Genomic DNA, 24,068 nt, shown 5'->3' on the forward strand with positions numbered 1-24,068 from the left:
CAACAAACCCGTCTGTCCAGATTGCAATTCGTCGTGCCCATGAAGAGCGCAGCAAGCTTGTTCACAAAGTTCTGGGATGGGTGTTTGGTTCCCGCTGACCGCAGCGCGCGCGGACTTACGGGATAAAGAAGGGCCGGTCCAAAAGGACCGGCCCGTTTTCGTTCAGTGCGCTGAAATCAGACGAAGAACTGAGCGCCGTTGGCCGAGATGGTCGACCCATTGATGAACTGAGAATCGTCCGACGCCAGGAAGGCGACGCAGCGCGCGATTTCCTCAGGCTCACCCAAGCGACCGGCCGGAATCTGGCCGATAATCGACTCGCGGACCTTCTCAGGCACAGCCATAACCATTTCGGTTGCGATGTAGCCGGGGCAGATCGCGTTGGCGGTGATACCGGCACGCGCGCCTTCCTGCGCCAGCGATTTCACGATACCCAGATCACCCGCTTTGGTGGCTGCATAGTTTACTTGGGCAAACTGGCCTTTCTGGCCGTTGATCGAGCTGATGACGATAACGCGGCCAAACTTGCGTTCGCGCATGCCGGACCAGACGGGGTGCACGGTGTTGAACACGCCGGTCAGGTTGGTGTCGATGACTTGATGCCACTGTTCAGGCGTCATCTTGTGGAAAGGTGCATCGCGCGTGATGCCCGCATTAGCTACGACGATGTCGATGGGGCCGACTTCGGCCTCGACCTTTTCGATGCCCGCTTTGGATTCGTCATAGTCGGCCACGTTCCACTTGTAGGTGGCGATGCCGGTTTCCTCGGTGAATTTCGCTGCGGCTTCGTCATTCCCCGCATAGGTGGCGGCAACATTGTATCCTTCGGCCTTGAGCGCCTTGGAAATTGCTGCGCCGATGCCGCGAGAACCGCCGGTTACGAGTGCTGTACGTGCCATGGATGACTCCTCCAATTTTGGTCGTCTTGGTAATTCTGTTACTCTGAGAGAGAATGTTGCGCAATATCGTTTCGTGTTCGATCTTGTCTTTCTGTCTGGCGATATTGTCGCAGCGGTTGTGTAAAGCTTGATTGTAACAAAAAAGGGCGTCCAGTGGACGCCCTTTTCTATTTAGATGTCAACGCACTTAGTCGCGCTCCACGCAGAGGGCGACACCCATGCCGCCACCAATGCAGAGGGTGGCCAGACCCTTCTTGGCATCACGGCGCTTCATTTCGAAAAGCAGCGTGTTCAGAACACGGCAACCGGATGCTCCGATCGGGTGGCCAATGGCAATCGCGCCACCGTTCACGTTCACGATCGACGGGTCCCAACCCATGTCCTTGTTCACGGCGCAGGCTTGCGCGGCGAAGGCTTCGTTGGCTTCGACCAGATCCAGATCGTCAACCGACCAACCTGCTTTCTCCAACGCTTTACGCGAGGCATAGATCGGGCCAACACCCATGATCGACGGGTCAAGACCGGCAGTCGCGTAGGATGCGATACGGGCCAGAGGTTCAATCCCGCGCTTTTCGGCGTTCTCAGCCGACATCAGCAGGGTCGCCGCCGCGCCGTCGTTCAGGCCCGAGGCGTTTGCCGCAGTGACCGAGCCGTCTTTGGTGAAGGCCGGGCGCAGTTTGGCCATTGCTTCCATTGTTGCGCCGTGACGGATGTATTCGTCCTTATCCATCACGATGTCGCCCTTGCGGGTTTTGATGGTGAAAGGAACGATCTCATCTGCGAACTTGCCTGCGTTTTGCGCAGCCTCAGCCTTGTTTTGTGAGGCAACGGCGAATTCGTCCTGCATGTCGCGGCTGATCTGCCATTTCTCGGCGACGTTCTCGGCAGTTTGACCCATATGGTAGCCGTTGAACGCATCCCACAGACCGTCACGGATCATGGTGTCGATGTATTTCATGTCGCCCATCTTGTGACCAGCGCGCAGCGCAGCGGCGTGGGGGGACAGGGTCATGTTTTCTTGGCCACCAGCGGCGACGATATCCGCATCGCCCAGTTGGATGTGCTGAGCACCTAGCGCAACAGCGCGCAGGCCCGAGCCACAAACCTGATTGATGCCCCAGGCCGCGCTTTCCTGCGGCAGACCGGCGTTAATATGCGCCTGACGTGCGGGGTTCTGGCCCTGAGCAGCAGTCAGGACCTGACCCATGATGGTTTCGCTGACTTCGCCTTTGTCGACGCCGGCGCGTTCGACGACGGCTTCAAGGACGGCAGCGCCCAGATCATGTGCGGGGGTATTGGCAAACGAGCCGCCAAAGCTGCCCACACCTGTACGTGCGGCGGATGCGATTACTACATTGGTCATATAATTTGTCCTTTACCGTCGTTGTCCAGCGGGAAATGTGACGACGCGGACCGCAGAGGGCTCCCTCTGCCCGTACCAGAGCGCCAATTTCTCCCCCCTCTAGTGCCACCTGCAATAGCGCAATGCTGCACTTGCAGCAACGGACAGCTTGCCTCAGGCGGCAATCAGGCAAGTGTTCGCGCGCCGGTGGGTCAACTAAGTCCCTGTTTTGGAACTTCTTTCTGCCTTCCACGGCGGCGACAACGACGGCGCGCCAAACAAGAAACCCTGCATGCAGTCGACACCGCTTGCGCTTAGAAAAGCTGCGTCTTGCGGATTTTCGACTGATTCGGCTGTGACCAGAATTTCGAACTCACGCGCGACTGCGATCAATGCGCGGACGAGGGCCTGGTTGTCGGGGTCGTTGCTGATGCCACGAATGAATTGACCGTCGATCTTGGCGGCATCAAACAAGAATTCTCGGAAATGCCGAAAGCAGAAATTGCTTGTGCCGAAGTCATCCAAAGCAAAGGCAATGCCGCGCTCTTGCAACCTGTCCATCAGGTCGATCACCAGCTCGGGCACCTGCATCGCCGATTTCTCGGAGATCTCCAAAATCAGTCGTTCTCCCAGATTGCTGTCCCGTTTGAGAAAGCGATCCAGAATGCGGGACCAGTGCGAGTACCCGATCGAACGCGCCGACATGTTGATCGACAGCCGGATCTGAGGGTTCCTGATCAGTGTTTGAAGCCCCATCTCTAGCGCGATGCAATCCAACTCGCGCCCGATGGGCGTGTTTTCCACCTGAGGCATGAATTCCCGTGCAGGGATAACCCGCCCGGTTTCGTCCAACACACGGATCAGACCTTCGTAGAAGGCAACGTTATGAGGCGCCTGTGCCTGCATCACCGGCTGAAAGGCCAGTTTGCATTGTTTGTGCCGAACTGCATCCGAGGCCATCTGCAATACAGATTGATCCCGACCGGAAATTGCTGAGGTCAAAGGGCTGTCTGGCCCGTCCTCGGCATCTGCAATTGTCTTGTCTCGCATGCGCGCTGATCCCGAATGGCTCTTCGGTTGCAGTTTCGCAGGAAACAGATGAATCCTTGGTTAATGCAGATGACGTTTAGCGCGCTGATTGCCACGCATGGCTGAGAGATGCCGCTGCTCCGAACACCGCGCCCATCACGCCAAGGATCATCATGGAGAACCCGATCAGGACAAGCGCTGATGCTGCCGTTGCGATGGCGGCAAACATGGCCAGAAGCACACCTAGCAGTCCGACTGTGGTTGATACGGTTGTCACTCGGGTCATTCCGGCCTCCGGTCACTGGTTACGTCACGCCTGACGCTCCATATGGACCGTTCGGGCCGGATTTCAACCAGAGCGGCGTGGCGCCGCGCCGGGATCAGGCCTGTTTTGCTGCGGAATTAGGCAAGTTTTCGCGAGTCTGCTCGAATCCGGGCGTTCCGAGATCTTCAGGATGGCGGGCCAGATGCTTTGCCTTGATCTGCTCTGAGCTATCCCGGCTTCCATCATGGCTATAGCCGGGCGGGGCAAAACAATAGGCGAGGCGTTGCTTCAGCGTCAGCCCCGGTTGGGTCGCATCGCGCCAGATGCCGACCCATTCGTGAAAGGCTACGCGCAGCGGGTTGAAGGTAGCGATGTTGTGAACCAGCCCGTAGTCTACGCGGTCGTTCTCTTGCTCGGGGACAAAAGTGCCGAACATCTTGTCCCAGATGATGAAAACGCCAGCATAGTTGCAATCCAGATAGCGCGCGTTGCGGCCGTGATGCGCCCGGTGATGGCTGGGGGTGTTCATGACCGCTTCGAACCAACGGGGCATTTTGCCGATGGCTTCTGTGTGAATCCAAAACTGGTAGATCAGGTTCAGCCCGCCCACGAACAGCACCATCGCCGGGTGAAAGCCCAGCAGGATCAGCGGCGCGCGCACCACCATCATGAAGGTAAAAGTATAGGTCCATGTCTGCCGTAGCGCGGTGGTCAGGTTGTAGTGCTGCGAGCTGTGATGGTTCACATGGCTGGCCCAGACCCAGCGGATACGGTGGCCAAACCGATGCACCCAGTAGTAACGCAGGTCATCCAGCACAAAGCACAGGATGATGATCGGGATCGACGTGCCCAGATCGAGCGGTGTGATCCGCCACAGCCACATGAAGAACCCATAGGCGATGAACCCCAGAAGGAACCCCGACGCAATATTGCCTGCCCCCATGATCAAAGAGGTCACGGCATCGCGCGTCTCATACCGCCCGCCGCGACCTTTGACGGCGATCCAGACGAACTCGGCCAAAATGGCGGCGATGAAGAACGGGACGGCCCATTGGACGGCATCGGGAAAGGTGATCTGGTCGGTCATGCGGGCTCCATCAGGTTGCGCCAGTGGGGGCGCTCGAGGTCATCCAGATGGATGATGGCTTTGGGGGTGCCGAAATCGTGGAACAGAATCTCGAACCCGTCGCTGCGATCCAGCAGGTCATAGTCCAGCAGGTGTTGCGCCACAGTATCCGCACCAAAGGACCAGAGGAGACCCGGCCCTTTCTCCGTCCGCACCAGCGCGGCGTGGCGATCATGGGCAACTGTGACGTCGATAATTGTGTCTTCCGGGAAATGCCGGACCCATTGATCGCGCGCGGTTTCAGGAGACAGAACGTACCGCTGCGATCTGCCGGTCAGATGCAGCAAAAGAGTGACCCCGGCGATCCCGCCGACCACAAGCACCAACAGAATTTCAAGTGGCATTCCATCCTCCTGCTCACAGAGTGCGGATCGGAGGATGGGCTGTCAAAGGTGGCGTTGCGTCAGCTTAGCTGTTGGCCTCGACGAGAGTCGAAATGATCGCCTTTGCGCTATCCGAGTTCCATTCGGCATCGCCGATCAGGCGGGCGATTTCATTGCCATCCGGGTCGATGATGACGGTGATCGGCAGCCCGATGACACCCATCTCACGCGCCACAGCTTGCGAGGGATCCTGATGGCGGGGCAGGTTAACGATGCCGTTTTCCTCGAAGAACTTCTTGATCCCGGCAGGCGAGTTGCGCCCGGTCGCCAGTGTCAGAACCTCGAACTTGTCTCCCCCGAACTCGTCCTGTAGCTCGGCGATCTGGGGCATTTCCTTGCGGCAGGGCGCGCACCAGGTGGCCCAGAAGTTCAGCAAGACGTATTTGCCTTTATAGTCCGCAAGTGAGGCCGTGCCGCCGTCATCTTCCAGCTGGAAGTCAACCGGCGTCACCGGTTTGGGTTCTTTATGCAGGATCAGCCGTTTCAGGCTGTCTTCACGCAAGGGGCCGAGCGTTTCGGCATCGGTCGCAAAAGCGGCATTTGCACCCAGCGCAAGGGCCATATAAAGGGGGATCAGACGAAATAGGCGCATATCAACTCCGGGTTTTCTTACATGACCGATCAATCCTCGAACCAGATGTGGGGCGGCCGCTTTGCCGCCGGTCCAGACGCGATCATGGAGGCAATCAATGCCTCGATCGGGTTCGATCAGCGGATGGCAGCCCAGGACATCGCAGGCTCGCGCGCCCATGCCGCTATGCTGGCGGCGACAGGCGTTATTAGTGATAGTGACGCGCAGGCCATTCGGGAAGGGCTACTCACAGTCTTGTCAGAAATCCAGAAGGGTGAATTTCAGTTCTCGACCGCGTTGGAAGACATCCACATGAACGTCGAAGCGCGCCTGAAAGAGGTGATCGGTGAACCCGCAGGCCGTCTGCACACGGGTCGGTCGCGTAATGATCAGGTGGCAACCGATTTCAAACTCTGGGTCCGCGATCAACTGGATGCGGCAGAAACCGGCCTTCTGGCCCTGATCCGCGCGCTTTTGGCGCAGGCCGAGGCCGGCGCGGATTGGGTCATGCCAGGCTTCACTCACCTGCAAACGGCGCAGCCGGTGACGTGGGGCCATCATATGATGGCTTATGTCGAGATGTTTGGCCGCGATCTCAGCCGTGTGCGCGATGCGCGCGCCCGGATGAACGAATCCCCCCTTGGTGCCGCCGCGCTGGCCGGGACATCCTTCCCCATCGACCGCCGCATGACGGCTGAGGCGCTGGGCTTTGACCGCCCTGCTGCGAACTCGCTGGATGCGGTCAGCGACCGCGACTTCGCGCTGGAGTTCCTGTCCACTGCCTCGATCTGCGCCGTTCACCTGTCGCGCTTTGCCGAAGAGCTGGTGATCTGGTCCTCGGCCCAATTCCGGTTTGTGACGCTCTCGGATCGGTTCTCGACCGGGTCCTCGATCATGCCGCAGAAGAAAAACCCCGACGCAGCAGAGCTGATCCGCGCCAAAGTCGGCCGCATCTACGGCGCAAACACCGCGCTGATGATGGTGATGAAAGGCTTGCCGCTGGCCTATTCCAAGGACATGCAGGAAGATAAAGAGCAGGTTTTTGATGCCGCCGACAACTGGATGCTGGCACTGGCGGCGATGGAGGGCATGGTCATGGATATGACTGCAAACCGCGACAGCCTTGCCGCAGCGGCGGGGTCGGGATTCTCGACCGCAACCGATCTGGCCGACTGGCTGGTGCGTGTTCTGGGCCTGCCGTTCCGTGATGCCCACCATGTCACAGGTTCGCTGGTGGCGATGGCTGAAAACAAGGGCTGCGACCTGCCTGATCTGACCCTGGAAGACATGCAGTCGGTCCATGCGGATATCACCGATGACGTCTATTCTGTTCTTACTGTCCAAAACTCTGTAAACTCGCGTCAGTCCTATGGTGGCACCGCCCCCGATCAGGTGCGGGTGCAGGTTGAGCGATGGAAGGCGCTGGTGTGATGACAGTTCTACGCATAGCGGTGATTGTGGCGGCTGGGTTCGCGCTGTCCGGATGTGGCGCGGATGGTGAGCCGGTGCAGCCAACGGCAAGCGTGGGTGTTGGCGTCGGCTCGAGCGGAACGCATGTGGGCGGAGGCATCGGCTTCCGCCGCGGGGGTTTTGGACTCTACCTGGGCGTTTAATCGCTGATCTCGTTGTAATTCCGGGTGAAACACCCAAATAGGGTCTGGCACGCCCAGGCGCGGACCTTCTTTCCAGCACTCTGAGACTGACCTCATGCGAATTTTCGGATTTCTTCTGGCGCTCGTCGCGCTTGCGGCTTGCGAGCCGACCTCCAGCCAACGGCCTGCACCGCAAAAAGAGCCTAGTTCAACCGGAGTCTCAGTGTCCGGCTATGCGCGTGTCGGCGTGTCGAACGATTTCTGAACGCCCTGCGGCGTATCGTTTCAGTGCGAATCCATTGATCCATAGGGCGGTTTTGGTCTAATCGCGCTTCTATGGATCACTTTCTCTACCGCGACGGCGCGCTTTTCGCCGAGGATGTCCCGATCTCCGAAATCGCAGCCGCGGTCGGAACCCCGTTCTATGTCTATTCGACTGCGACCCTGTTGCGGCATTTCAAGCTGTTCGATGACGCGCTTGAAGGCACTGATCACCTTGTCTGCTATGCGATGAAGGCCGCCAGCAATCAGGCGATCCTGAAGACGCTGGCGCAAGCGGGCGCCGGGATGGATGTGGTCTCGGGCGGGGAATACCTGCGGGCCAAGGCCGCCGGAGTGCCGGGTGACAAGATCGTTTTTTCAGGTGTTGGCAAGACGGTGGATGAGATTCGTACAGCGCTGACCGGTGGCATCCGGCAGTTCAACGTCGAATCCGAGCCTGAGATGGAAGTGATCAACGCGGTGGCAACAGAGCTGGGCGTTGTTGCGCCGATCACCGTTCGGGTGAACCCGGATGTGGACGCCAAGACCCATGCCAAAATCGCAACCGGCAAGTCCGAGAACAAGTTCGGCATCCCGATCTCGCGCGCGTCCGAGGTCTATGCCCACGCGGCATCTCTGCCTGGGCTGGAGGTCATCGGCGTCGACGTCCATATCGGCTCGCAACTGACCGAGCTGGAGCCGTTTGAGCTGGCCTATACCAAGGTCGCCGAACTAACCGAACAATTGCGTGCAGAGGGCCACAATATCCGCCGCCTCGACTTGGGCGGTGGGCTTGGCATTCCCTACACCCGCTCGAACGACGCGCCGCCTCTGCCGTTGGAATATGGTGCGCTGATCAAGAAGACTTTGGGCCATCTGGGCTGTGAGATTGAAATCGAACCCGGTCGCCTGATTGCGGGTAATGCCGGTTTGATGGTTAGCAAGGTGATCTATGTGAAATCCGGCGAAGGCCGTGATTTCCTCATCCTTGACGGCGCGATGAACGATCTGATCCGCCCGGCCATGTATGAGGCTCATCACGATATCGTTGCGGTACAGGAACCCGCAGCGGGGGTAGAACAACAGCCCTATGACATCGTGGGCCCGGTCTGCGAGTCCGGTGATACTTTTGCCAAACAGCGCAACATGCCGCCGCTTGCACCGGGTGATCTGATCGCCTTCCGCAGCGCCGGGGCTTATGGCGCAGTGATGGCCAGCGAATACAACACGCGCCCCCTGATCCCCGAGGTTTTGGTGAATGGGGATCAATTTGCCGTAATTCGTGAACGCCCAAGCTTTGACGAAATCATAAACCGCGATACCATACCTGAGTGGCTCTGACGCGGTAGGCGCGCGGGCCAACCTCCGGAGGCCCGCTTTGAGCGTCAAACAAAACCTGCCCATTCCCCGTCTGTCCGTGTGGATGACACATGCCGGATTGCTGGCCGAGCAGGTTTTGCGCGCGTTTTGGCCGTTTTTCTCGGTTCTGATGGCTGTTTTGGCCGCCTTGATGCTGGGTCTGCATGATCTTGTGCGGGTCGAGATCGTGTGGGGCGCAGCTGTCGTCGTAGCTATTGCGCTGCTGGTCAGCGCGATCTGGGGGATTCGGCAATTCCACCTGCCATCACGAGCCGAAGCGCTGGCCCGATTGGATGAGACCCTGCCCGGGCGTCCGATTCAGGCATTGATGGATGATCAGGCGATTGGTGCGGGGGATGCGGATTCGGTTGCCCTCTGGCAGGCGCACAAGGCGCGAATGGCTCAGCGCGCCGCGCAAGCGCGCGTTGCCAAACCCGACCTCAGATTGGCCTCGCGCGATCCTTATGCCCTGCGCTACGCGGCTTTGCTGGCGCTGGTGGTCGCGGGCCTGTTCGGTTCGTTCTGGAGGATTGGCTCGGTGGCCGAGATGGCCCCCGGAACGGCGGTGGCAGGACAAGGGCCGACATGGGAAGGCTGGGTTGAGCCTCCGCGGTATACCGGGTTGCCGACACTTTATCTGGCCGACCAGACCGGTCCCACGCTGTCGATCCCGCAAGGCAGTCGCGTTACTCTGCGTTTCTATGGTGAGGTTGGCGCGCACAGCCTGACAGAAACAAGCTCTCCCCTCGGTGCCGAGGCCGCGACCGAAACAGAGCAGGATTTCACCGTCGCCCGTTCAGGCCAGATGCGCATTGATGGCCCCGCAGGACGGGATTGGATGGTGGACGTCATTCCCGACACCCCGCCGAGCATTGCGGTTGCTGATAAGGCCGAAGCCGAGGCAGGCGGGCAGATGAAGCTACCTTTTGCGGCTTCGGATGACTATGGGATTGTCTCCGGCTCGGCGGTGATCGAGTTGGACATGGCCTCGGTTGATCGTCGCTATGGTCTGACGGCCGACCCGGAACCGCGCGAGGTGATCGAGGTTGAATTGCCAATGCCGATCACCGGAGATCGCGCGGATTTCACCGAAGATTTGATCGAGGATTTCTCGCAGCACCCATGGGCGCATATGCCGGTTCGCATCACGTTGATGGCGCGCGACGCCTCGGATCAGGAAAGCACGTCCGAGCCATATTTGACCGATCTGCCCGCGCGCCGGTTCTTTGATCCTTTGGCGGCCGCGGTGATCGAACAGCGCCGCGATCTGCTTTGGTCGCGGACCAATGCACCGCGTGTGGCTCAGGTGCTGCGCGCGATCTCACACCGGCCCGAGGAACTGTTTCGCTCCGACACCGCCTATCTGCGGCTGCGGGTCACGCTGCGGCGGTTGGAAACCTTCAACGACTACGGTTTGAAGGATAAACAACAGGCCGAGATCGCGCAGGCCCTTTGGGATCTGGCGGTTTTGATCGAAGAGGGCACTCTGGCAGATGCGCTGGAGCGGATGCGCCGGGCACAGGAGCGTCTAACCGAAGCGATGCAAAACGGGGCCAGCGATGAGGAAATCGCCGAGCTGATGCAGGAACTGCGCGAGGCCACGCAGGACTACCTGAACCAGTTGCAGCGTCTTGCGCAGGAAAACGGCGACAGTGATGAGCGCCAGTCCGGTCAGAACGGCGAAAGCATGCAGATGACGCAGGACGATCTTCAGGCCATGATGGATCGCATCCAGGAATTGATGGAACAGGGCCGCATGGCCGAGGCTCAGCAGGCGCTGGAAGAGTTCCAGCAGATGATGGAAAACATGCGCGTCACCCAAGGCCAAGGGCAGGGTGGTCAATCCGAGGGACAACAGGCCATGGAAGGCTTAGCCGAGACCCTGCGCGAACAGCAAGGTTTAAGTGATCAGGCGTTCCGCGATTTACAGGAACAGTTTAACCCCGGCGCTCAGGCCGGAGAAAATCAGGGTAATGAAGGCCGCAATGGCGGTCAGGGCCGTGGTGAAAGCCACGAGGGTCAGGGCGGCCAGGGTCAGGGTTCGGATCAGGCGGGCGAAGGCCAATCGGGTGAGGGGTCTCTGGCGGATCGGCAGCAGGCCCTGCGGCAGGAACTGAACCGACAGCAACAGGGCTTGCCCGGTGCAGGCACCCCCGAAGGCGACGCGGCGCGCGATGCTTTGGGCCGCGCGGAAGGTGCCATGGAAGAGGCCGAAGAGGCGCTGCGCGGCAATGATCTGGCCGAAGCGATCGACCGTCAGTCTGAGGCGATGGAGGCCCTGCGCGAAGGGATGCGATCCTTGGGTGAGGCCATGGCGCAGAACCAGCAGAACCAATCCGGACAAGGCACCGAGGAAGGTGAGGCGCAAGCCAACAGCCGCGACCCGCTGGGCCGCAATCCAGGTGCGGCCGGGTCGATTTCAACCGATGACAACCTGTTGCAGGGCGAAGACGTTTACCGCCGCGCACGTGAGTTGCTGGACGAAATCCGCCGTCGGACCGGCGAAACCGACCGGCCCGAGATCGAGCTGGAATACCTCAAGCGTCTGTTGGAACGGTTCTGAGCCGCTATATCGTTTCGGCTTAAACCTGAGATATAAATACCCTGCCAAGCTTTCAGCGTTATCGGGACATTCGTGTCACTTGATGACTAAGGTAAAACCAGAAACGCTTTATTCCTGCGGCGCGCCTGCCCCGGCCTGCGTCTCAAGCCAGATACGGGCCTGATCAATCAAAGAGACGTAGGAGTCCAGCACGGGATCGGCTTGCGGCACGGCCTCGCTGATCTGTTGCGCATTGCCGTAGATCAGATAGAGGATCACGCCGATGACCAGCATCACGGCAAAGCCGCGCACGAAGCCACGGGATTGTTTGGCCGGGGGCGCGTCATCGCCCTCATCGCTCATCATGCCTGAATTGATGGTCTCAACGTCAGGAAGTTCATCCTTTTGGCCCGCATCCTCGGCGGTCTCGGTCGCAGTTGGGCGCTTGATCTGAAACTCGGGTTCGACGGAATCTTCCAGCGCCAGATCCGGTTGCGTCTCAAGGCTGCTGCCTTCTTGAGAGCGCAGCTCCCTCTCACGCGCAGCCTCCTCCTTAAGAATGCTGGCAACAGCGGGGTCGACATTGCCGGTCTTGCCGGTATCGGGCGGAGTCTCATCAACGACCTCGACTTTTGTGTCGCGTTCAGGTGTCGGCTCCGGCTTAGCGTCCGGCTCGGGGGTGGCTTCAGGCGCGTCGGTAGTGGGTGCTGCGTCTTCCGGGTGCTTGGGCTGAAACCACGTCTGGTCACAGGCGGAGCACTGCACATCGCGCCCCTCTTCGGGGATAACCTCGTCCGGCACTTCGTACTGAGCGCCGCAATTCGGACATGTAAGTCTCATACTGCCTCCCCGGCCTGACGTTCGGCCCGATAGTAGTTTTTTCAGGGATGATATTCCGTTAAGACCCAACAGCAAAGGGCGTTTTCGGTTTCATGGGGCAAGTGTCGCCAATTGGACTCGGTGCAGGCATTGAAACCGCAGGCAAGCTCGGGCAAGAAGATCGGCAAAAGAACTGGGGACACCTGTGATCGAGCTGGAAAATGTCAGCTATACTTATGGCGACGGCGCATTGCTGAGCGATGTCTCAGTCAAATTGCAGCCCGGCTCGTTCCATTTTCTGACCGGACCTTCGGGCGCGGGCAAAACCACTTTGCTGAAGCTGTGCTATGGCGCGTTGTTGCCGACTTCGGGTCGGTTGAGCGTGTTTGACGAAGATATCGCGCGTCTGGATCGGGACCAGATGGCCCTGTTGCGGCGTCGGGTTGGTGTTGTGCATCAGGATTGCCAGTTTCTGGATCATATGACGCTGGCTGAAAACGTTGCCCTACCGTTGATGGTGTCGGGCCGCGCTGAGTCGGAAGAGCAGGACAACCTGACCGAGCTTTTGTCCTGGGTTGGGCTGGGCGCCCGATTAGACGCGCATCCACCTGAACTGTCGGGTGGTGAACGTCAGCGTGCGGCTTTGGCCCGAGCCGTAATTCTGTCGCCAGACGTTGTGCTGGCGGATGAGCCGACCGGCAACGTCGATTGGGAAATGTCGCAGCGGTTGCTGCGGCTGCTGATTGAGCTGAACCGCATGGGCAAGACCGTACTGATCGCTACCCACGATCTGAGCTTGATCCGCGCGGCCAAAAGTCAAGTTCAGGCCCGCGTGCTGCGCATCTCGCAGCGCAAACTGAATCTGGCCGGAGCGGACCTATGAGCAATGGCGACATCCGCAACCTCCTGCGCCGGGATACGCGCGCGGATCGCGTGGTCCCTCCGACCGGATATACTGCGCATCTGACACTGTTTGTTTCGGGCGCAATGGCGTTTCTGGCGGTGTTTGCGCTGGCGCTGTCACTTGCCTCGGGCCGGATTGCAGACCGTTGGGCCTCGGAGCTGGCGGGGGCTGCAACCTTGCGCATCAACGCCCCGGCCGAGCAGATGGCGGCACAGACGGAAACCGCCCTGACCGTTCTTGGCCAGACACCCGGCGTCGCCTCAGCCCGTGCACTGACGGCCGAGGAACAGGCCGCGCTGCTGTCGCCATGGTTTGGGCCTGATTTGCCGATTGAGACACTGCCGATCCCGCAACTGATTGAAATCGTTGAAGGTGAGCCCGGTCTGGATACGGCTGGTCTCCGTCTGCGATTGGGCGCCGAAGTACCCGGAGCGGTTCTGGATGACCACACCCGCTGGCGCGAGCCTCTGGTGGATGCAGCGATGTCCCTGCGGCGGCTGGGCTGGGTCTCGATCCTGCTGATCGGTGGTGCAACTGCGGCTATGATCACGCTGGCGGCCAACGCCTCGCTTGCTGCGAATGCCAGCATCATCGCAGTGCTGCGGCAAGTGGGCGCGCGGGATCGGTTCATCGCCGGCGCATTTGTCCGCCGCTTTACCTACCGCGCCTTCTTTGGCGCGTTTGTCGGGACGATGTTGGGGATGACAGGTGTTTTGCTCTTGCCCGACCCTTCGGACGAGGGCGGATTTCTGACCGGAGTAGGGTTTCAGGGGCTTGGCTGGGTGTTGCCCTTGCTGATCCCCGTTCTGGGCGCTGTGGTTGCCTTCTTCGCCACCTGGACCGCCGCCCGCCGCAAGTTGAAGGAGCTTTCCTGATGTCACAGGGCTTTCAGTGGATCCGTTCCCTGATCTTCATGATTGTGATCTACGTTTGGATGCTGATCCTTGGAATCGTCTATCTGCCATATGCGATCTTCACGAAACAGGGCGCTTTGCGTGCATGCAAAACCTATGCGCGCAGCACGATGTGGTTGGCGCGATGGATGGTCGGCATAAGATGTGAGGTGCGTGGCACGGTACCCACCGGCGAGGTTGTCATCGGGGCCAAGCACCAGTCTTTCCTTGATATCATCATGATCTTCAACGCCATCCCGCATGGTAAATTCATCATGAAGCGAGAGCTTCTCTGGACCCCGGTCATCGGAATGTATGCGCGTCGTTTGGGCTGCATCCCGGTCAATCGCGGCAAGAAGGGTGCGGCAGTGGCCAAGATGGTCAAAGACGTCGCCAAGGAATTCGCCGAACCCGGCCAACTGGTGATTTACCCTCAGGGCACCCGCGTCGCGCCGGGCGTGTCCAAACCATATAAGGTCGGTACGGCGATCCTGTATAGTGGGCTGGGCTTTCCCTGCGTGCCGGTTGCGACCAATGCCGGCGTATTCTGGCCACGCAGCGGTATTTTGCGCAAACCGGGGTTGGCGATTGTCGATTTCCTCGACCCGATTGAACCGGGCGTCGAACGGGACGCGTTTCTGAGCCGTTTGGCAGATGTGATCGAGACACGCTCAGACGCTTTGATGAAAGAAGTGGGGTTTGATCCGGATGGAGTTCATTGAAGACATCCCGAGCCTGGAGGCATTCTATGGCACGCCCGCTGCGCCGTCGTTGCGCAAGGTCGCGCACAGTCTGACGCCGCTTTACCGCCAATGGATCATGGCATCGCGCCTATGTGTCCTCGGCACTGTTGGCCCTGAAGGCGTCGATGGCAGCCCGCGCGGGGACGATGGGCCCGTTGTTTTTGAGCTTGATCCCAACACGCTGGCAATGCCGGATTGGCGGGGGAACAACCGTCTGGATTCGTTGCGCAACATTGTGCGCGATCCAAGGGTTTCGCTGATGTTCATCGTGCCCGGATCCAACACTGTGGTTCGCTTGAACGGGACGGCACGTGTATCTGCGGATGAGGGGCTGAGGGCCAGGTTCGAAAAACAAGGCAAGCAGCCGACCACAGTGATCGTCATCCAGATTGCCGAGATCTACACCCAATGCGCCCGGGCCTTGATGCGGGCTGGCACTTGGACGTCCGGCAATCAAAGTAGCGGATTGCCCACGGTTGGCGAGATTCTTGCAGAAGCCTCATCCGGTGAGGAAGGCGGCGCGCAATACGACTCCGAATGGGGCGCGCGCGCCGCGAAGACGATGTGGTAGGCAGGGCACCTAGATAGCCTCTGCGCCAATTCTGGCGACCTTGGAAATCCAGCGTTCAACGCTACCCGGTTTTGGCTCGCTGGCCCCTGCGAAATAGGTGAACCGCGTTGGCTTAAAGCCGACAAAGCCGAGTATTTGATCGCGGACTTGCCGGATCAATGCTTGACGGTAGATCAGGCGCATGAACCAGCCAGGTGTGTCCGAGGTCAGGATGACGCGTGCGGTGCGGCCGGTCAGCATCGGGGCCGGAAAGCCCAGCTTGGTGGTGTTTCGGGTATCAAACGTTCGCCCTGGGATGAACATGCGATCGATCAGGCCTTTCAGCTTTGCAGGCAGGCCACCCCACCACATAGGCGCGGTCATAACGAGATGGTCGCTCCATTCGAAATCTTGCAACAGCTTCTCAAGCTCGGGCTCAAGAGGTTTGAACTCGTGATAGTTGCCCTGTCCAAAATCGAGATCGAACTGAAGGTCGCTCAGATGGATCAGGCGGACGTCATGACCGTTCTGGCTCGCAGCGTCGCCGTAGGTTTTCGCAAAAGTACGGGACAGGCTGCTTTCGGCGGGGTGCCCGTCGAGGATCAGGATTTTCTTGGTGTGCATGGGATGTCTCCTAAAAATGACCGTGGTCAGTTTATAAGATGTAGAAATGACCACGGTCAATATAAAATTTGACCACGGTCAAAAAATATGCAATCTGGCCTCATGCAGAAGACAGTTCAGAAACGCACATTGAAAACCCGCGCCCGCCTGATGGCGGTGTCGGAAGAGTTGATTCAGAAAAGCGGGTATGAGGGCCTTCGGGTGGAAGAGGTGGTGCAGACGGCTGGTGTCGCCAAGGGCACCTTCTTTGCACATTTTCGCGACAAGGACGCGTTAATGGAAATCCTGATCGCGGACAGATTGAATGCGTGTCTGGATCAGGCCGAGGCGGGGACATCGCCCAAAAACGTAAAACAGCTTATCGCTGCCTTGGAACCGGTCCACAGCTTCATGATGTCCGAACGGTATGTTTTCGATCTGCTGATCCGGTATTCCGGCGCAACCGCCATCGCGGATGTTGGGCCGATCGCCTATTGCTTTGAGCGGTATTTCCGGGTGGTGATGATGTGGCTTGAAGTGGCCGAGACGCGCAAGGATGTGCCGTCCGAACTTTTGGCCGAAGGTGTTCAGGCCTTTGCGATTCAGGCCATGTCACTGAGGTTCTGCGCGTTGCATTCGGCAACAACCTTCACCGACAGGCTTGAAACTTACCTGAATGCCTGGTTGACCCCGACAGGCTGATCGCCGCCGGGGTCAGAGACCTTTAGCTGTGAATTGGGCCGTCACCACAGGCCAGAGCGGCCTCACGCACGGCTTCCGAATAGGTCGGGTGGGCGTGACAGGTCAGCGCCAGATCTTCGGCTGAGGCACCGAATTCCATCGCAACGCAAACCTCGTGGATCAGATCGCCTGCAGCGGGGCCGATGATATGCGCACCCAGAATCCGGTCGGTTTCCTTGTCGGCCAGAATCTTGACGAATCCGTCAGAGGCAAAGTTGGCCTTGGCCCGGCCATTGCCCATGAACATGAACTTGCCGACCTTGTAGGCGCGGCCCTGTTCTTTCAGAGTCGCCTCGGTTTCACCCACATTGGCAACTTCGGGCCAGGTGTAGATCACGCCGGGGATGACGCCGTAGTTCACGTGGCCGTGCTTGCCGGCCACCTGCTCGGCGGCGGCCATGCCTTCGTCTTCGGCCTTGTGGGCCAGCATCGGGCCTTCGGTGACGTCGCCGATCGCGTAGATACCCGGCACGTTGGTCTGCCAGTCCGCGCCGACCTTGATCTGACCGCGCGGCGTCATCTCAACACCCAGCGCATCCAGCCCCAGCCCGTCCGAGTATGGCTTGCGACCGGTGGCGACCAGAACGGTATCGGCTTCGATCACATGCTCGCTGTCATCCTTGAGCAGCTTGTAGGTGACTTTCGCTTTTGTTTTCGACGCTTCGGTCTTTTGTACCGCCGCGCCCATCACAAAGTTGAGGCCCTGTTTCTTGAGGATCCGCTGGAAGGTCTTCTGTACCTCGGGGTCCATGCCCGGGGTGATTTCCTTGAGGAATTCGATCACCGTCACTTCAGCACCCAGACGGCTGTAGACCGACCCCAGTTCCAGACCGATCACACCGGCACCAATCACCACCATCTTTTTCGGGATCTTGCCCAGCGACAGCGCCCCGGTTGAGGTCACGACGACCTTCTCGTCAACCTCAACACCCGGCAGGGCCGACGGCTCGGACCCTGACGCTATGATGATGTTCTTGGTGTCGTGAACCTCATCACCCACTTTGACCTTACCGGCAGCCGGGATCGAGCCCCAACCTTTCAGCCAGTCGATCTTGTTCTTCTTGAACAGGAACTCGATGCCCTTTGTGTTGCCCTCGATCACCTCTTCCTTGTAGGCCTGCATCTGTTTCCAATCGACGGACGGAGATTTGCCCTTCAGGCCCATCTTGGCAAAGTTATGCTCGGCCTCGTGCAGTTGATGAGATGCATGCAACAGCGCCTTCGATGGGATGCAGCCCACGTTCAGGCAGGTGCCGCCCAGCGTCTCACGCCCTTCGACAACGGCGGTTTTCAGACCCAGCTGGGCGCAGCGGATGGCACAGACATAGCCGCCGGGACCGGCTCCGATTACGATAACGTCATAGCTGGACATTGAGGGCACTCCTTGGTGTGTCTTGGCCGCTTCTGGGTGCGGCGTACTAAGCTATAGGGCTAGCAGGTAAAGGTAGATCGTCGCAAGAAACCCAGCCATCCACACGATCGTGCGCAGGAAGGGAACCGGGATCGCGAAGGCGTAGATCGGAACGAAAACCACACGCGCGATCAGAAAAATCTGCGCGGCCAGCAGCGATCCGGAGGTGAAGGCGTCCTTGGCGGACAGGATCAGAACGGCAGGGGCAAACAGGGCCATAGCGACGACCGAATTGGTCAGAGCCCGCTCGACCCGGCCCGCAACACCGGTCAGGGCGGGCATGTCGTCCCGCGCGCCGCCCAATGTCATCAACCCGACCTGCGACATGGCTGTCAGCACATTCAGCAAAACCACTACGACGATCAGAAGGCCGTACAGAGCAAGAATGGAAAGTTCGGAAGACATGACGAGTATCCTTTTTCAACCAGAGTCCGTTTGTCGGTTAGCATTCTCTGACATCAATAGCAGGCGCGCTTCACGTGTATTTGCGGGGCTGTGTGCAGGGCGGCCCCGCACACAGCAGAGTTTTTACGGCAAGACCGGGTCCAGAAGTTTCACCTGAATATGGGCGACCCCACCGCGTTCGAGATGCATGGCCAGTTCTTCCGAGTCGAAGAAAGCGCGGGCTTTTTGTATGTCATCCACTTCGAACATGGCGATGGCGTGATCCTTTTGATCGGGGTCACGCCAGACATGCAGGTCGTGGATACCGGCGGCCTGGCGCATCGCGATGTCTTCGCGAAACACCTTTAGCCAGGCATCAAAGTCGGCCACATCGGCTTGCCACAGAACATGCGTTGCCATGATTACAGATCCATCAGCAGGCGGCGCGGGTCTTCCAGCGCCTCTTTCACGCGGACAAGGAAGGTCACCGCGCCTTTGCCGTCAACGATCCGGTGGTCATAAGACAGTGCCAGATACATCATCGGACGGATCACAACCTGACCGTTGATCGCCATCGGGCGGTCCTGGATTTTGTGCATGCCCAGAATACCCGATTGCGGGGGGTTCAGGATCGGCGAGGACATCAGCGAGCCATAGACGCCACCGTTCGAGATGGTGAAGGTGCCGCCTTGCATTTCGGCCATGCTCAGTTTGCCGTCACGGGCGCGTTTGCCTTTCTCGGCGATGGCCTTTTCGATCGCTGCAAAAGACATCGAGTCCGCATCGCGAATGACCGGAACAACCAGACCTGTGGGCGTACCGGCGGCGACACCCATATGGACGAAGTTCTTGTAGACGATGTCGGTGCCGTCGATCTCGGCATTCACCTCGGGCACTTCTTTCAGCGCGTGGCAGCAGGCCTTGGTGAAGAAGGACATAAAGCCCAGACGCACGCCGTGCTTCTTCTCGAACTGGTCCTTGTACTGGCTGCGCAGGGCCATCACTTCGGTCATGTCCACCTCGTTATAGGTGGTCAGCATGGCAGCGGTATTCTGGCTGTCCTTCAGGCGCTTGGCGATGGTCTGGCGCAGGCGGGTCATCTTGACCCGCTCTTCGCGCGCGGCGTCATCGGCGGCCACAGGCGCGCGTGGCGCAGGGGCCGGAGCCGGAGCGGCAGCAGGCGCGGGTGCAGCAGCCGTTGCCACGGCGCGGGCCACGTCTTCTTTCATGATGCGGCCATCACGTCCGGTGCCCGAGACTTGAGCGGCGGACAGACCGGCCTCGGCCATGGCTTTTTCTGCTGACGGAGCGTTGGCGACATCTTTGCCAGTTGCTGCTGCGGCCGGGGCTGCGGCGGCGGCAGGGGCGGGTGCAGGAGTAGCGCCGGCGCCGGCGCTCGAGATCACGGCCAGTTTGGCCGAGGCATCCACGGTTGTGCCTTCAGGCGCAACGATTTCCGCCAGAACGCCAGCAGCAGGGGCGGGAACCTCGACCGAGACCTTGTCGGTCTCCAGTTCACACAGCATCTCGTCCTGCGCGACCGCGTCACCAACCTGTTTGAACCATGTCGAGACGGTGGCTTCGGTGACCGATTCACCCAGCGTGGGCACCATCACATCAACATTGCCACCCGACGCTGCCGGAGCGGCCGCAGGGGCGGGCGCTGCTGCGGCCGGGACAGGGGCTGCACCTTCGCCTGCAGCGATGGTCGCCAGCAGGGCGTCGACGCCAACGGTTTCACCTTCGGCGGCGACGATCTCGCCCATAACGCCAGCGGCGGGCGCGGGGACTTCGACCGTCACCTTGTCGGTTTCAAGCTCACAGAGCATCTCATCCACGGCCACGGCATCACCGGGTTTCTTGAACCAGGTCGCAACCGTGGCTTCGGTAACAGACTCGCCTAGCGTGGGAACACGAACTTCAATGGTCATCGTTTACTTTCCTTCGAGGCTCAGCGCTTCGTTCACGAGCGCTTCTTGTTGAGCTTTGTGTTGGCTGGCCAGACCCGTCGCAGGCGAGGCCGAGGTTGCGCGGCCGACATAGAGCGGCCGTGTATGTTTGGCGCCGATACGGGTCAGCACCCATTCGATATTTGGCTCGATGAAGGTCCAGGCACCTTGGTTTTTAGGCTCTTCCTGGCACCAGACGATCTCAGCCCCTTTGAAACGCTCAAGCTCGTTGATCAACGAGTGCGCCGGGAACGGGTAATACTGTTCGATCCGCATCAGGTAGACGTCGTCGATACCACGGGCGTCGCGTTCCTCCAGTAGGTCGTAGTAGACCTTGCCGGAACACAGAACCACGCGCTTGATCTTGTCGTCCGCGGCCAGCTTGGTGTCCGAGTTGCCCTGTTGCGCATCGTCCCACAGCACCCGGTGGAAGCTGGAGCCAGTGGTAAAATCCTCGGCCGTGCTGACAGCCAGCTTGTGGCGCAGCAGCGATTTCGGGGTCACCAGGATCAGCGGTTTACGGAAGGTACGGTGCAGCTGGCGGCGCAGGATGTGGAAATAGTTCGCCGGTGTCGTGCAGTTCGCCACGATCCAGTTGTCCTGACCACACATCTGCAGGAACCGCTCCAAACGCGCCGAGCTGTGTTCGGGGCCTTGCCCTTCGAACCCGTGGGGCAGCAGCGTCACCAGACCCGACATGCGCAACCATTTGCTTTCGCCCGAGCTGATGAACTGGTCGAACATGATCTGCGCCCCGTTGGCGAAGTCACCAAACTGCGCTTCCCACAGGACAAGGGCGTTCGGTTCGGCCAGCGAATAGCCGTACTCAAAGCCCAGAACCGCATATTCAGACAGCATCGAGTCGATCACTTCGTAGTGCGACTGACCCTCGCGGATGTTGTTCAGCGGATAAAACCGCTCTTCCGTTTCCTGATGGACAAAGCCCGAGTGACGTTGACTGAACGTCCCGCGCGTCGCGTCCTGACCGGACAGTCGAACCGGAAAGCCCTCGGTCAGCAACGAGCCAAAGGCCAGCGCTTCACCTGTGGCCCAGTCAAAGCCCTTGCCACTGTCGAACATCTGTTTTTTGTGGTCCAGCAGACGCGCAACGGTTTTGTGTACCGCAATATCCGCAGGGGCGTGGGTCAGCGCGTTGCCGATCTCGGCCAGAGTCGCCGGGGCGATGGCGGTTTCGCCGCGCACATAGTCCTCTTTGTTCTTGTCCAGATGCGACCAGCGCCCATCCAGCCAGTCGGCCTTGTTGGGTTTGTAGTCTTTGCCGGCCTCGAACTCATCATTCAGATGGGCCTGGAAGGCGGCTTTCATATCCTCGATCTCACCTTCGGGGATAAGCCCATCTTTGACCAGACGTTCGGTGTAGAGCGACAGAGTGGTCTTATGCGTCTTGATCTTCTTGTACATGATCGGGTTGGTGAACATGGGCTCATCGCCCTCGTTGTGACCAAACCTGCGGTAGCAGAAGATGTCGATGACCACGTCCTTGTGGAACTTCTGACGGAACTCGGTCGCGACCTTGGCGGCGTGAACAACCGCCTCGGGGTCGTCGCCGTTGACGTGGAAGATCGGCGCTTCGACCATCAGCGCGATATCCGTGGGATACGGGCTGGAGCGCGAGAAGTGCGGCGCCGTTGTAAAGCCGATCTGGTTGTTCACGACGATATGCATGGTGCCGCCTGTCTTGTGGCCCTTGAGGCCGGACAGACCAAACCCTTCGGCGACCACACCCTGACCAGCAAAGGCCGCGTCACCGTGCAGCAGGATGCCCATAACCTTGGTGCGGTCGGTGTCGTTCAACTGATCCTGTTTGGCGCGGACCTTCCCAAGAACCACCGGGTTCACCGCTTCTAGGTGCGAGGGGTTGGCAGTAAGCGACAGGTGGACGCTGTTGCCGTCAAACTCACGGTCGCTGGAGGCACCGAGATGATATTTCACGTCGCCAGAGCCATCCACATCTTCAGGCTTAAAGCTTCCGCCCTGGAACTCATTGAAAATCGCGCGGTAGGGCTTGCCCATAACGTTGGCTAGAATATTCAGGCGGCCTCTGTGCGGCATGCCGATGACAATGTCGCTGACGCCCAGAGCACCACCGCGTTTGATAATCTGCTCCATCGCCGGGATCAGGCTTTCACCACCATCCAGACCGAACCGTTTGGTCCCCATGTATTTGACATGCAGGAATTTCTCGAAACCCTCGGCCTCGACCATCTTGTTCAGGATCGCCTTACGGCCTTCCTTGGTAAAGGCGATTTCCTTGCCGTAGCCTTCGATCCGCTCCTTCAGCCAGGCGGCTTGTTCCGGGTCTGAGATATGCATGTATTGCAGCGCGAAGGTGCCGCAGTAGGTCCGCTTCACGATCTCGACGATCTGCCGCATCGACGCCATCTGCAGGCCCAGAACATTGTCGATAAAGATCGGCCGGTCCATGTCGGCCTCGGTAAAGCCATAGGTCTTCGGATCGAGTTCCGGGTGTGTGCTGGCCGCGCGCATGCCCAGCGGATCCAGATCTGCGGCCAGATGGCCCCGGATCCGGTAGGCCCGGATCAGCATCAGCGCTCGCAAGCTGTCCAGCACGGCGCGCTTGATCTGGTCATCGCTGACCTCTACGCCCTTGTCTGCGGCCTTTTCCTCGATCTTCTTGCCCGCCGCCTTGGCATCGATCTCGGCCCACTCACCGGTCAGCGCCCCGGTCAGATCATCCGCAGGCATCGGCGGCCAGTCGGTCCGCGCCCAGGACGGCCCCTCGGCCTCGCGTTGAACGTCCGGAGAAGCGTCACCCATCGCCTTGAAGAACTCGGCCCAGGCGGCATCCACTGCCCCAGGGTTCTTCGTGTATTGGGCATAGAGCTGCTCCAGATACTCGGCATTGTGGCCTTGCATAAAGCTTGAGGCATGGAACGCGGAATTGGGCGTATGTTCGGTCATTGGGCTACCTCATATGGGTTGGGACCGTATTGGTTGGTGCCTGGTTGAGACGGACGGGTCAGCCACCACAGAACCAGGAGGGGCGACACAAACAAAACAAGTAGTGTCGGAATGACGACCAGCAGGGTGGCACGTGTGAACAGAATGTCCAGATTGCCGCCATGCTGGAAACTCGAGGCAAGGCCGATACCGAAGATCAGAACCGCGAAGGCCCCGAGGATCAGCAGAATCGGCAACAGAGCGTAAAGCCCACTGCGCCCGGTATCATGCATCCGCCGCCACGCGACGGCCAGATGCGGGAAGAACACAATCAGGCTGACGATGCTTTGCACTGGTTGACGGGATGTGGCGGTGACGGATTTCACGCCATCCCCCTCGGTCACCGAGACCTGAGTGAAGAACTGCGCATCAATAATCCCGGCAAGAATGCTCCAGATTACGATGAACAGGAAAAAGAACCAATATTCGGGCCGTGAGGCACGACCCGAAAAGGTGAAGAATTTGGAAAAACAAGTGCGGATCGCGTCTGAGAAAGTCATGGCAAATCCCTACCCCTCAATTCTCAGTTGCGCAGTCATAGGTGGTTTGGCGACGCCCTATCAACCATAGATAGCTACCCACCTGTACATCGGATTCAAGCTGAGCTGTTCCATCTAATTGTGAACACCAAAACTCCGCTGCCATTCGCATTTCGTCCTTATCGACGCGAAAGCTTACATACGTGAACGCGACTTTGTCGCCTGCCAATATGTCTGTCTC

The 24,068-nt window shown here is 59.4% G+C and carries 25 protein-coding genes; 10 read left to right on the plus strand and 15 right to left on the minus strand.

The window, feature by feature from the left end:
- Positions 1 to 176: 176 nt before the first annotated feature.
- The 7 genes from phbB to ACXAH8_RS13720 form a co-directional block, all read right to left on the minus strand.
- Positions 177 to 899 carry an acetoacetyl-CoA reductase gene (gene phbB, locus ACXAH8_RS13690; protein ID WP_039523022.1) on the minus strand — a complete coding sequence of 241 codons (723 nt, stop codon included), beginning with the start codon at positions 897 to 899 and terminating at the stop codon, positions 177 to 179.
- A 187-nt stretch (positions 900 to 1,086) separates the two neighbouring features.
- Positions 1,087 to 2,262: an acetyl-CoA C-acetyltransferase gene (locus ACXAH8_RS13695; protein WP_170379022.1), complete on the minus strand. Its 1,176-nt coding sequence runs from the start codon at positions 2,260 to 2,262 to the stop codon at positions 1,087 to 1,089.
- Between the two features lie 195 nt (positions 2,263 to 2,457).
- Complete coding sequence (locus ACXAH8_RS13700; protein ID WP_475219260.1) at positions 2,458 to 3,291, minus strand: EAL domain-containing protein; 834 nt, start codon at positions 3,289 to 3,291, stop codon at positions 2,458 to 2,460.
- Positions 3,292 to 3,367: 76 nt separating this feature from the next.
- Positions 3,368 to 3,556: a hypothetical protein gene (locus ACXAH8_RS13705; protein ID WP_170639893.1), complete on the minus strand. Its 189-nt coding sequence runs from the start codon at positions 3,554 to 3,556 to the stop codon at positions 3,368 to 3,370.
- A gap of 94 nt (positions 3,557 to 3,650) precedes the next feature.
- Positions 3,651 to 4,622 (minus strand): sterol desaturase family protein, encoded by a 972-nt coding sequence (locus ACXAH8_RS13710; protein ID WP_475219262.1) that lies wholly within the window; start codon positions 4,620 to 4,622, stop codon positions 3,651 to 3,653.
- Positions 4,619 to 5,005: a hypothetical protein gene (locus ACXAH8_RS13715; protein WP_475219264.1), complete on the minus strand. Its 387-nt coding sequence runs from the start codon at positions 5,003 to 5,005 to the stop codon at positions 4,619 to 4,621. Before ACXAH8_RS13715 ends, ACXAH8_RS13710 begins: the two co-directional genes overlap by 4 nt.
- A gap of 64 nt (positions 5,006 to 5,069) precedes the next feature.
- Positions 5,070 to 5,636 carry a TlpA disulfide reductase family protein gene (locus ACXAH8_RS13720; RefSeq protein ID WP_475219266.1) on the minus strand — a complete coding sequence of 189 codons (567 nt, stop codon included), beginning with the start codon at positions 5,634 to 5,636 and terminating at the stop codon, positions 5,070 to 5,072.
- A 21-nt stretch (positions 5,637 to 5,657) separates the two neighbouring features.
- On the opposite strand from ACXAH8_RS13720, the gene argH reads away from it, so the two are divergent.
- The 5 genes from argH (at position 5,658) to ACXAH8_RS13745 (ending at position 11,390) form a co-directional block, all read left to right on the plus strand.
- Positions 5,658 to 7,046 (plus strand): argininosuccinate lyase, encoded by a 1,389-nt coding sequence (gene argH / locus ACXAH8_RS13725; protein WP_475219268.1) that lies wholly within the window; start codon positions 5,658 to 5,660, stop codon positions 7,044 to 7,046.
- Complete coding sequence (locus ACXAH8_RS13730) at positions 7,046 to 7,228, plus strand: argininosuccinate lyase (protein ID WP_170721231.1); 183 nt, start codon at positions 7,046 to 7,048, stop codon at positions 7,226 to 7,228. The genes argH and ACXAH8_RS13730 overlap by 1 nt, the downstream gene beginning before the upstream one ends.
- Positions 7,229 to 7,322: 94 nt before the next feature.
- On the plus strand, positions 7,323 to 7,472 hold the full coding sequence (locus tag ACXAH8_RS13735; RefSeq protein WP_170379006.1) for a hypothetical protein: 150 nt from the start codon (positions 7,323 to 7,325) through the stop codon (positions 7,470 to 7,472).
- A 71-nt stretch (positions 7,473 to 7,543) separates the two neighbouring features.
- Positions 7,544 to 8,809: a diaminopimelate decarboxylase gene (lysA, locus tag ACXAH8_RS13740; RefSeq protein ID WP_475219271.1), complete on the plus strand. Its 1,266-nt coding sequence runs from the start codon at positions 7,544 to 7,546 to the stop codon at positions 8,807 to 8,809.
- A gap of 37 nt (positions 8,810 to 8,846) precedes the next feature.
- Entirely contained in the window at positions 8,847 to 11,390 is a 2,544-nt protein-coding gene (locus tag ACXAH8_RS13745; protein ID WP_475219273.1) for a TIGR02302 family protein, read from the plus strand.
- Between the two features lie 108 nt (positions 11,391 to 11,498).
- Here ACXAH8_RS13745 and ACXAH8_RS13750 read toward each other — a convergent pair whose 3' ends face one another.
- On the minus strand, positions 11,499 to 12,209 hold the full coding sequence (locus ACXAH8_RS13750; protein WP_475219275.1) for a zinc-ribbon domain-containing protein: 711 nt from the start codon (positions 12,207 to 12,209) through the stop codon (positions 11,499 to 11,501).
- A gap of 184 nt (positions 12,210 to 12,393) precedes the next feature.
- On the opposite strand from ACXAH8_RS13750, the gene ACXAH8_RS13755 reads away from it, so the two are divergent.
- From ACXAH8_RS13755 to ACXAH8_RS13770, 4 genes are read left to right on the plus strand one after another with little or no spacing between them, the layout of a single operon-like run.
- Positions 12,394 to 13,071 (plus strand): ATP-binding cassette domain-containing protein, encoded by a 678-nt coding sequence (locus ACXAH8_RS13755; RefSeq protein ID WP_170379000.1) that lies wholly within the window; start codon positions 12,394 to 12,396, stop codon positions 13,069 to 13,071.
- The gene (locus ACXAH8_RS13760; RefSeq protein WP_170661201.1) at positions 13,068 to 13,967 is read left to right on the plus strand and encodes a cell division protein FtsX; all 900 of its coding nucleotides are present in this window, start codon (positions 13,068 to 13,070) and stop codon (positions 13,965 to 13,967) included. The genes ACXAH8_RS13755 and ACXAH8_RS13760 overlap by 4 nt, the downstream gene beginning before the upstream one ends.
- Entirely contained in the window at positions 13,967 to 14,707 is a 741-nt protein-coding gene (locus ACXAH8_RS13765) for a lysophospholipid acyltransferase family protein (RefSeq protein WP_475219278.1), read from the plus strand. The genes ACXAH8_RS13760 and ACXAH8_RS13765 overlap by 1 nt, the downstream gene beginning before the upstream one ends.
- The gene (locus ACXAH8_RS13770; protein WP_475219280.1) at positions 14,694 to 15,299 is read left to right on the plus strand and encodes a pyridoxamine 5'-phosphate oxidase family protein; all 606 of its coding nucleotides are present in this window, start codon (positions 14,694 to 14,696) and stop codon (positions 15,297 to 15,299) included. The genes ACXAH8_RS13765 and ACXAH8_RS13770 overlap by 14 nt, the downstream gene beginning before the upstream one ends.
- Before the next feature lie 9 nt (positions 15,300 to 15,308).
- Here the strand turns inward: ACXAH8_RS13770 and ACXAH8_RS13775 are convergent, their stop codons facing one another.
- Complete coding sequence (locus tag ACXAH8_RS13775; RefSeq protein WP_475219282.1) at positions 15,309 to 15,902, minus strand: NAD(P)H-dependent oxidoreductase; 594 nt, start codon at positions 15,900 to 15,902, stop codon at positions 15,309 to 15,311.
- 102 nt (positions 15,903 to 16,004) lie between these two features.
- Here ACXAH8_RS13775 and ACXAH8_RS13780 point away from each other — a divergent pair, with 102 nt between their 5' ends.
- Positions 16,005 to 16,583 carry a TetR/AcrR family transcriptional regulator gene (locus ACXAH8_RS13780; RefSeq protein ID WP_170553923.1) on the plus strand — a complete coding sequence of 193 codons (579 nt, stop codon included), beginning with the start codon at positions 16,005 to 16,007 and terminating at the stop codon, positions 16,581 to 16,583.
- Between the two features lie 22 nt (positions 16,584 to 16,605).
- Here the strand turns inward: ACXAH8_RS13780 and lpdA are convergent, their stop codons facing one another.
- The 6 genes from lpdA to ACXAH8_RS13810 all read right to left on the minus strand — a co-directional run bounded on the left by lpdA (position 16,606) and on the right by ACXAH8_RS13810 (position 23,848).
- The gene (lpdA, locus tag ACXAH8_RS13785) at positions 16,606 to 17,994 is read right to left on the minus strand and encodes a dihydrolipoyl dehydrogenase (protein WP_475219284.1); all 1,389 of its coding nucleotides are present in this window, start codon (positions 17,992 to 17,994) and stop codon (positions 16,606 to 16,608) included.
- Between the two features lie 51 nt (positions 17,995 to 18,045).
- On the minus strand, positions 18,046 to 18,438 hold the full coding sequence (locus ACXAH8_RS13790) for an MAPEG family protein (protein ID WP_170666823.1): 393 nt from the start codon (positions 18,436 to 18,438) through the stop codon (positions 18,046 to 18,048).
- Between the two features lie 123 nt (positions 18,439 to 18,561).
- Positions 18,562 to 18,837 (minus strand): hypothetical protein, encoded by a 276-nt coding sequence (locus tag ACXAH8_RS13795; protein WP_170469015.1) that lies wholly within the window; start codon positions 18,835 to 18,837, stop codon positions 18,562 to 18,564.
- Positions 18,838 to 18,839: 2 nt separating this feature from the next.
- Complete coding sequence (gene odhB / locus ACXAH8_RS13800; RefSeq protein ID WP_475219287.1) at positions 18,840 to 20,348, minus strand: 2-oxoglutarate dehydrogenase complex dihydrolipoyllysine-residue succinyltransferase; 1,509 nt, start codon at positions 20,346 to 20,348, stop codon at positions 18,840 to 18,842.
- 3 nt (positions 20,349 to 20,351) lie between these two features.
- Entirely contained in the window at positions 20,352 to 23,309 is a 2,958-nt protein-coding gene (locus tag ACXAH8_RS13805) for a 2-oxoglutarate dehydrogenase E1 component (RefSeq protein ID WP_475219289.1), read from the minus strand.
- On the minus strand, positions 23,306 to 23,848 hold the full coding sequence (locus tag ACXAH8_RS13810; RefSeq protein WP_475219291.1) for a DUF805 domain-containing protein: 543 nt from the start codon (positions 23,846 to 23,848) through the stop codon (positions 23,306 to 23,308). The genes ACXAH8_RS13805 and ACXAH8_RS13810 overlap by 4 nt, the downstream gene beginning before the upstream one ends.
- Positions 23,849 to 24,068 lie beyond the last annotated feature (220 nt).

Source organism: Ruegeria sp. ABV3_008, assembly GCF_056161185.1.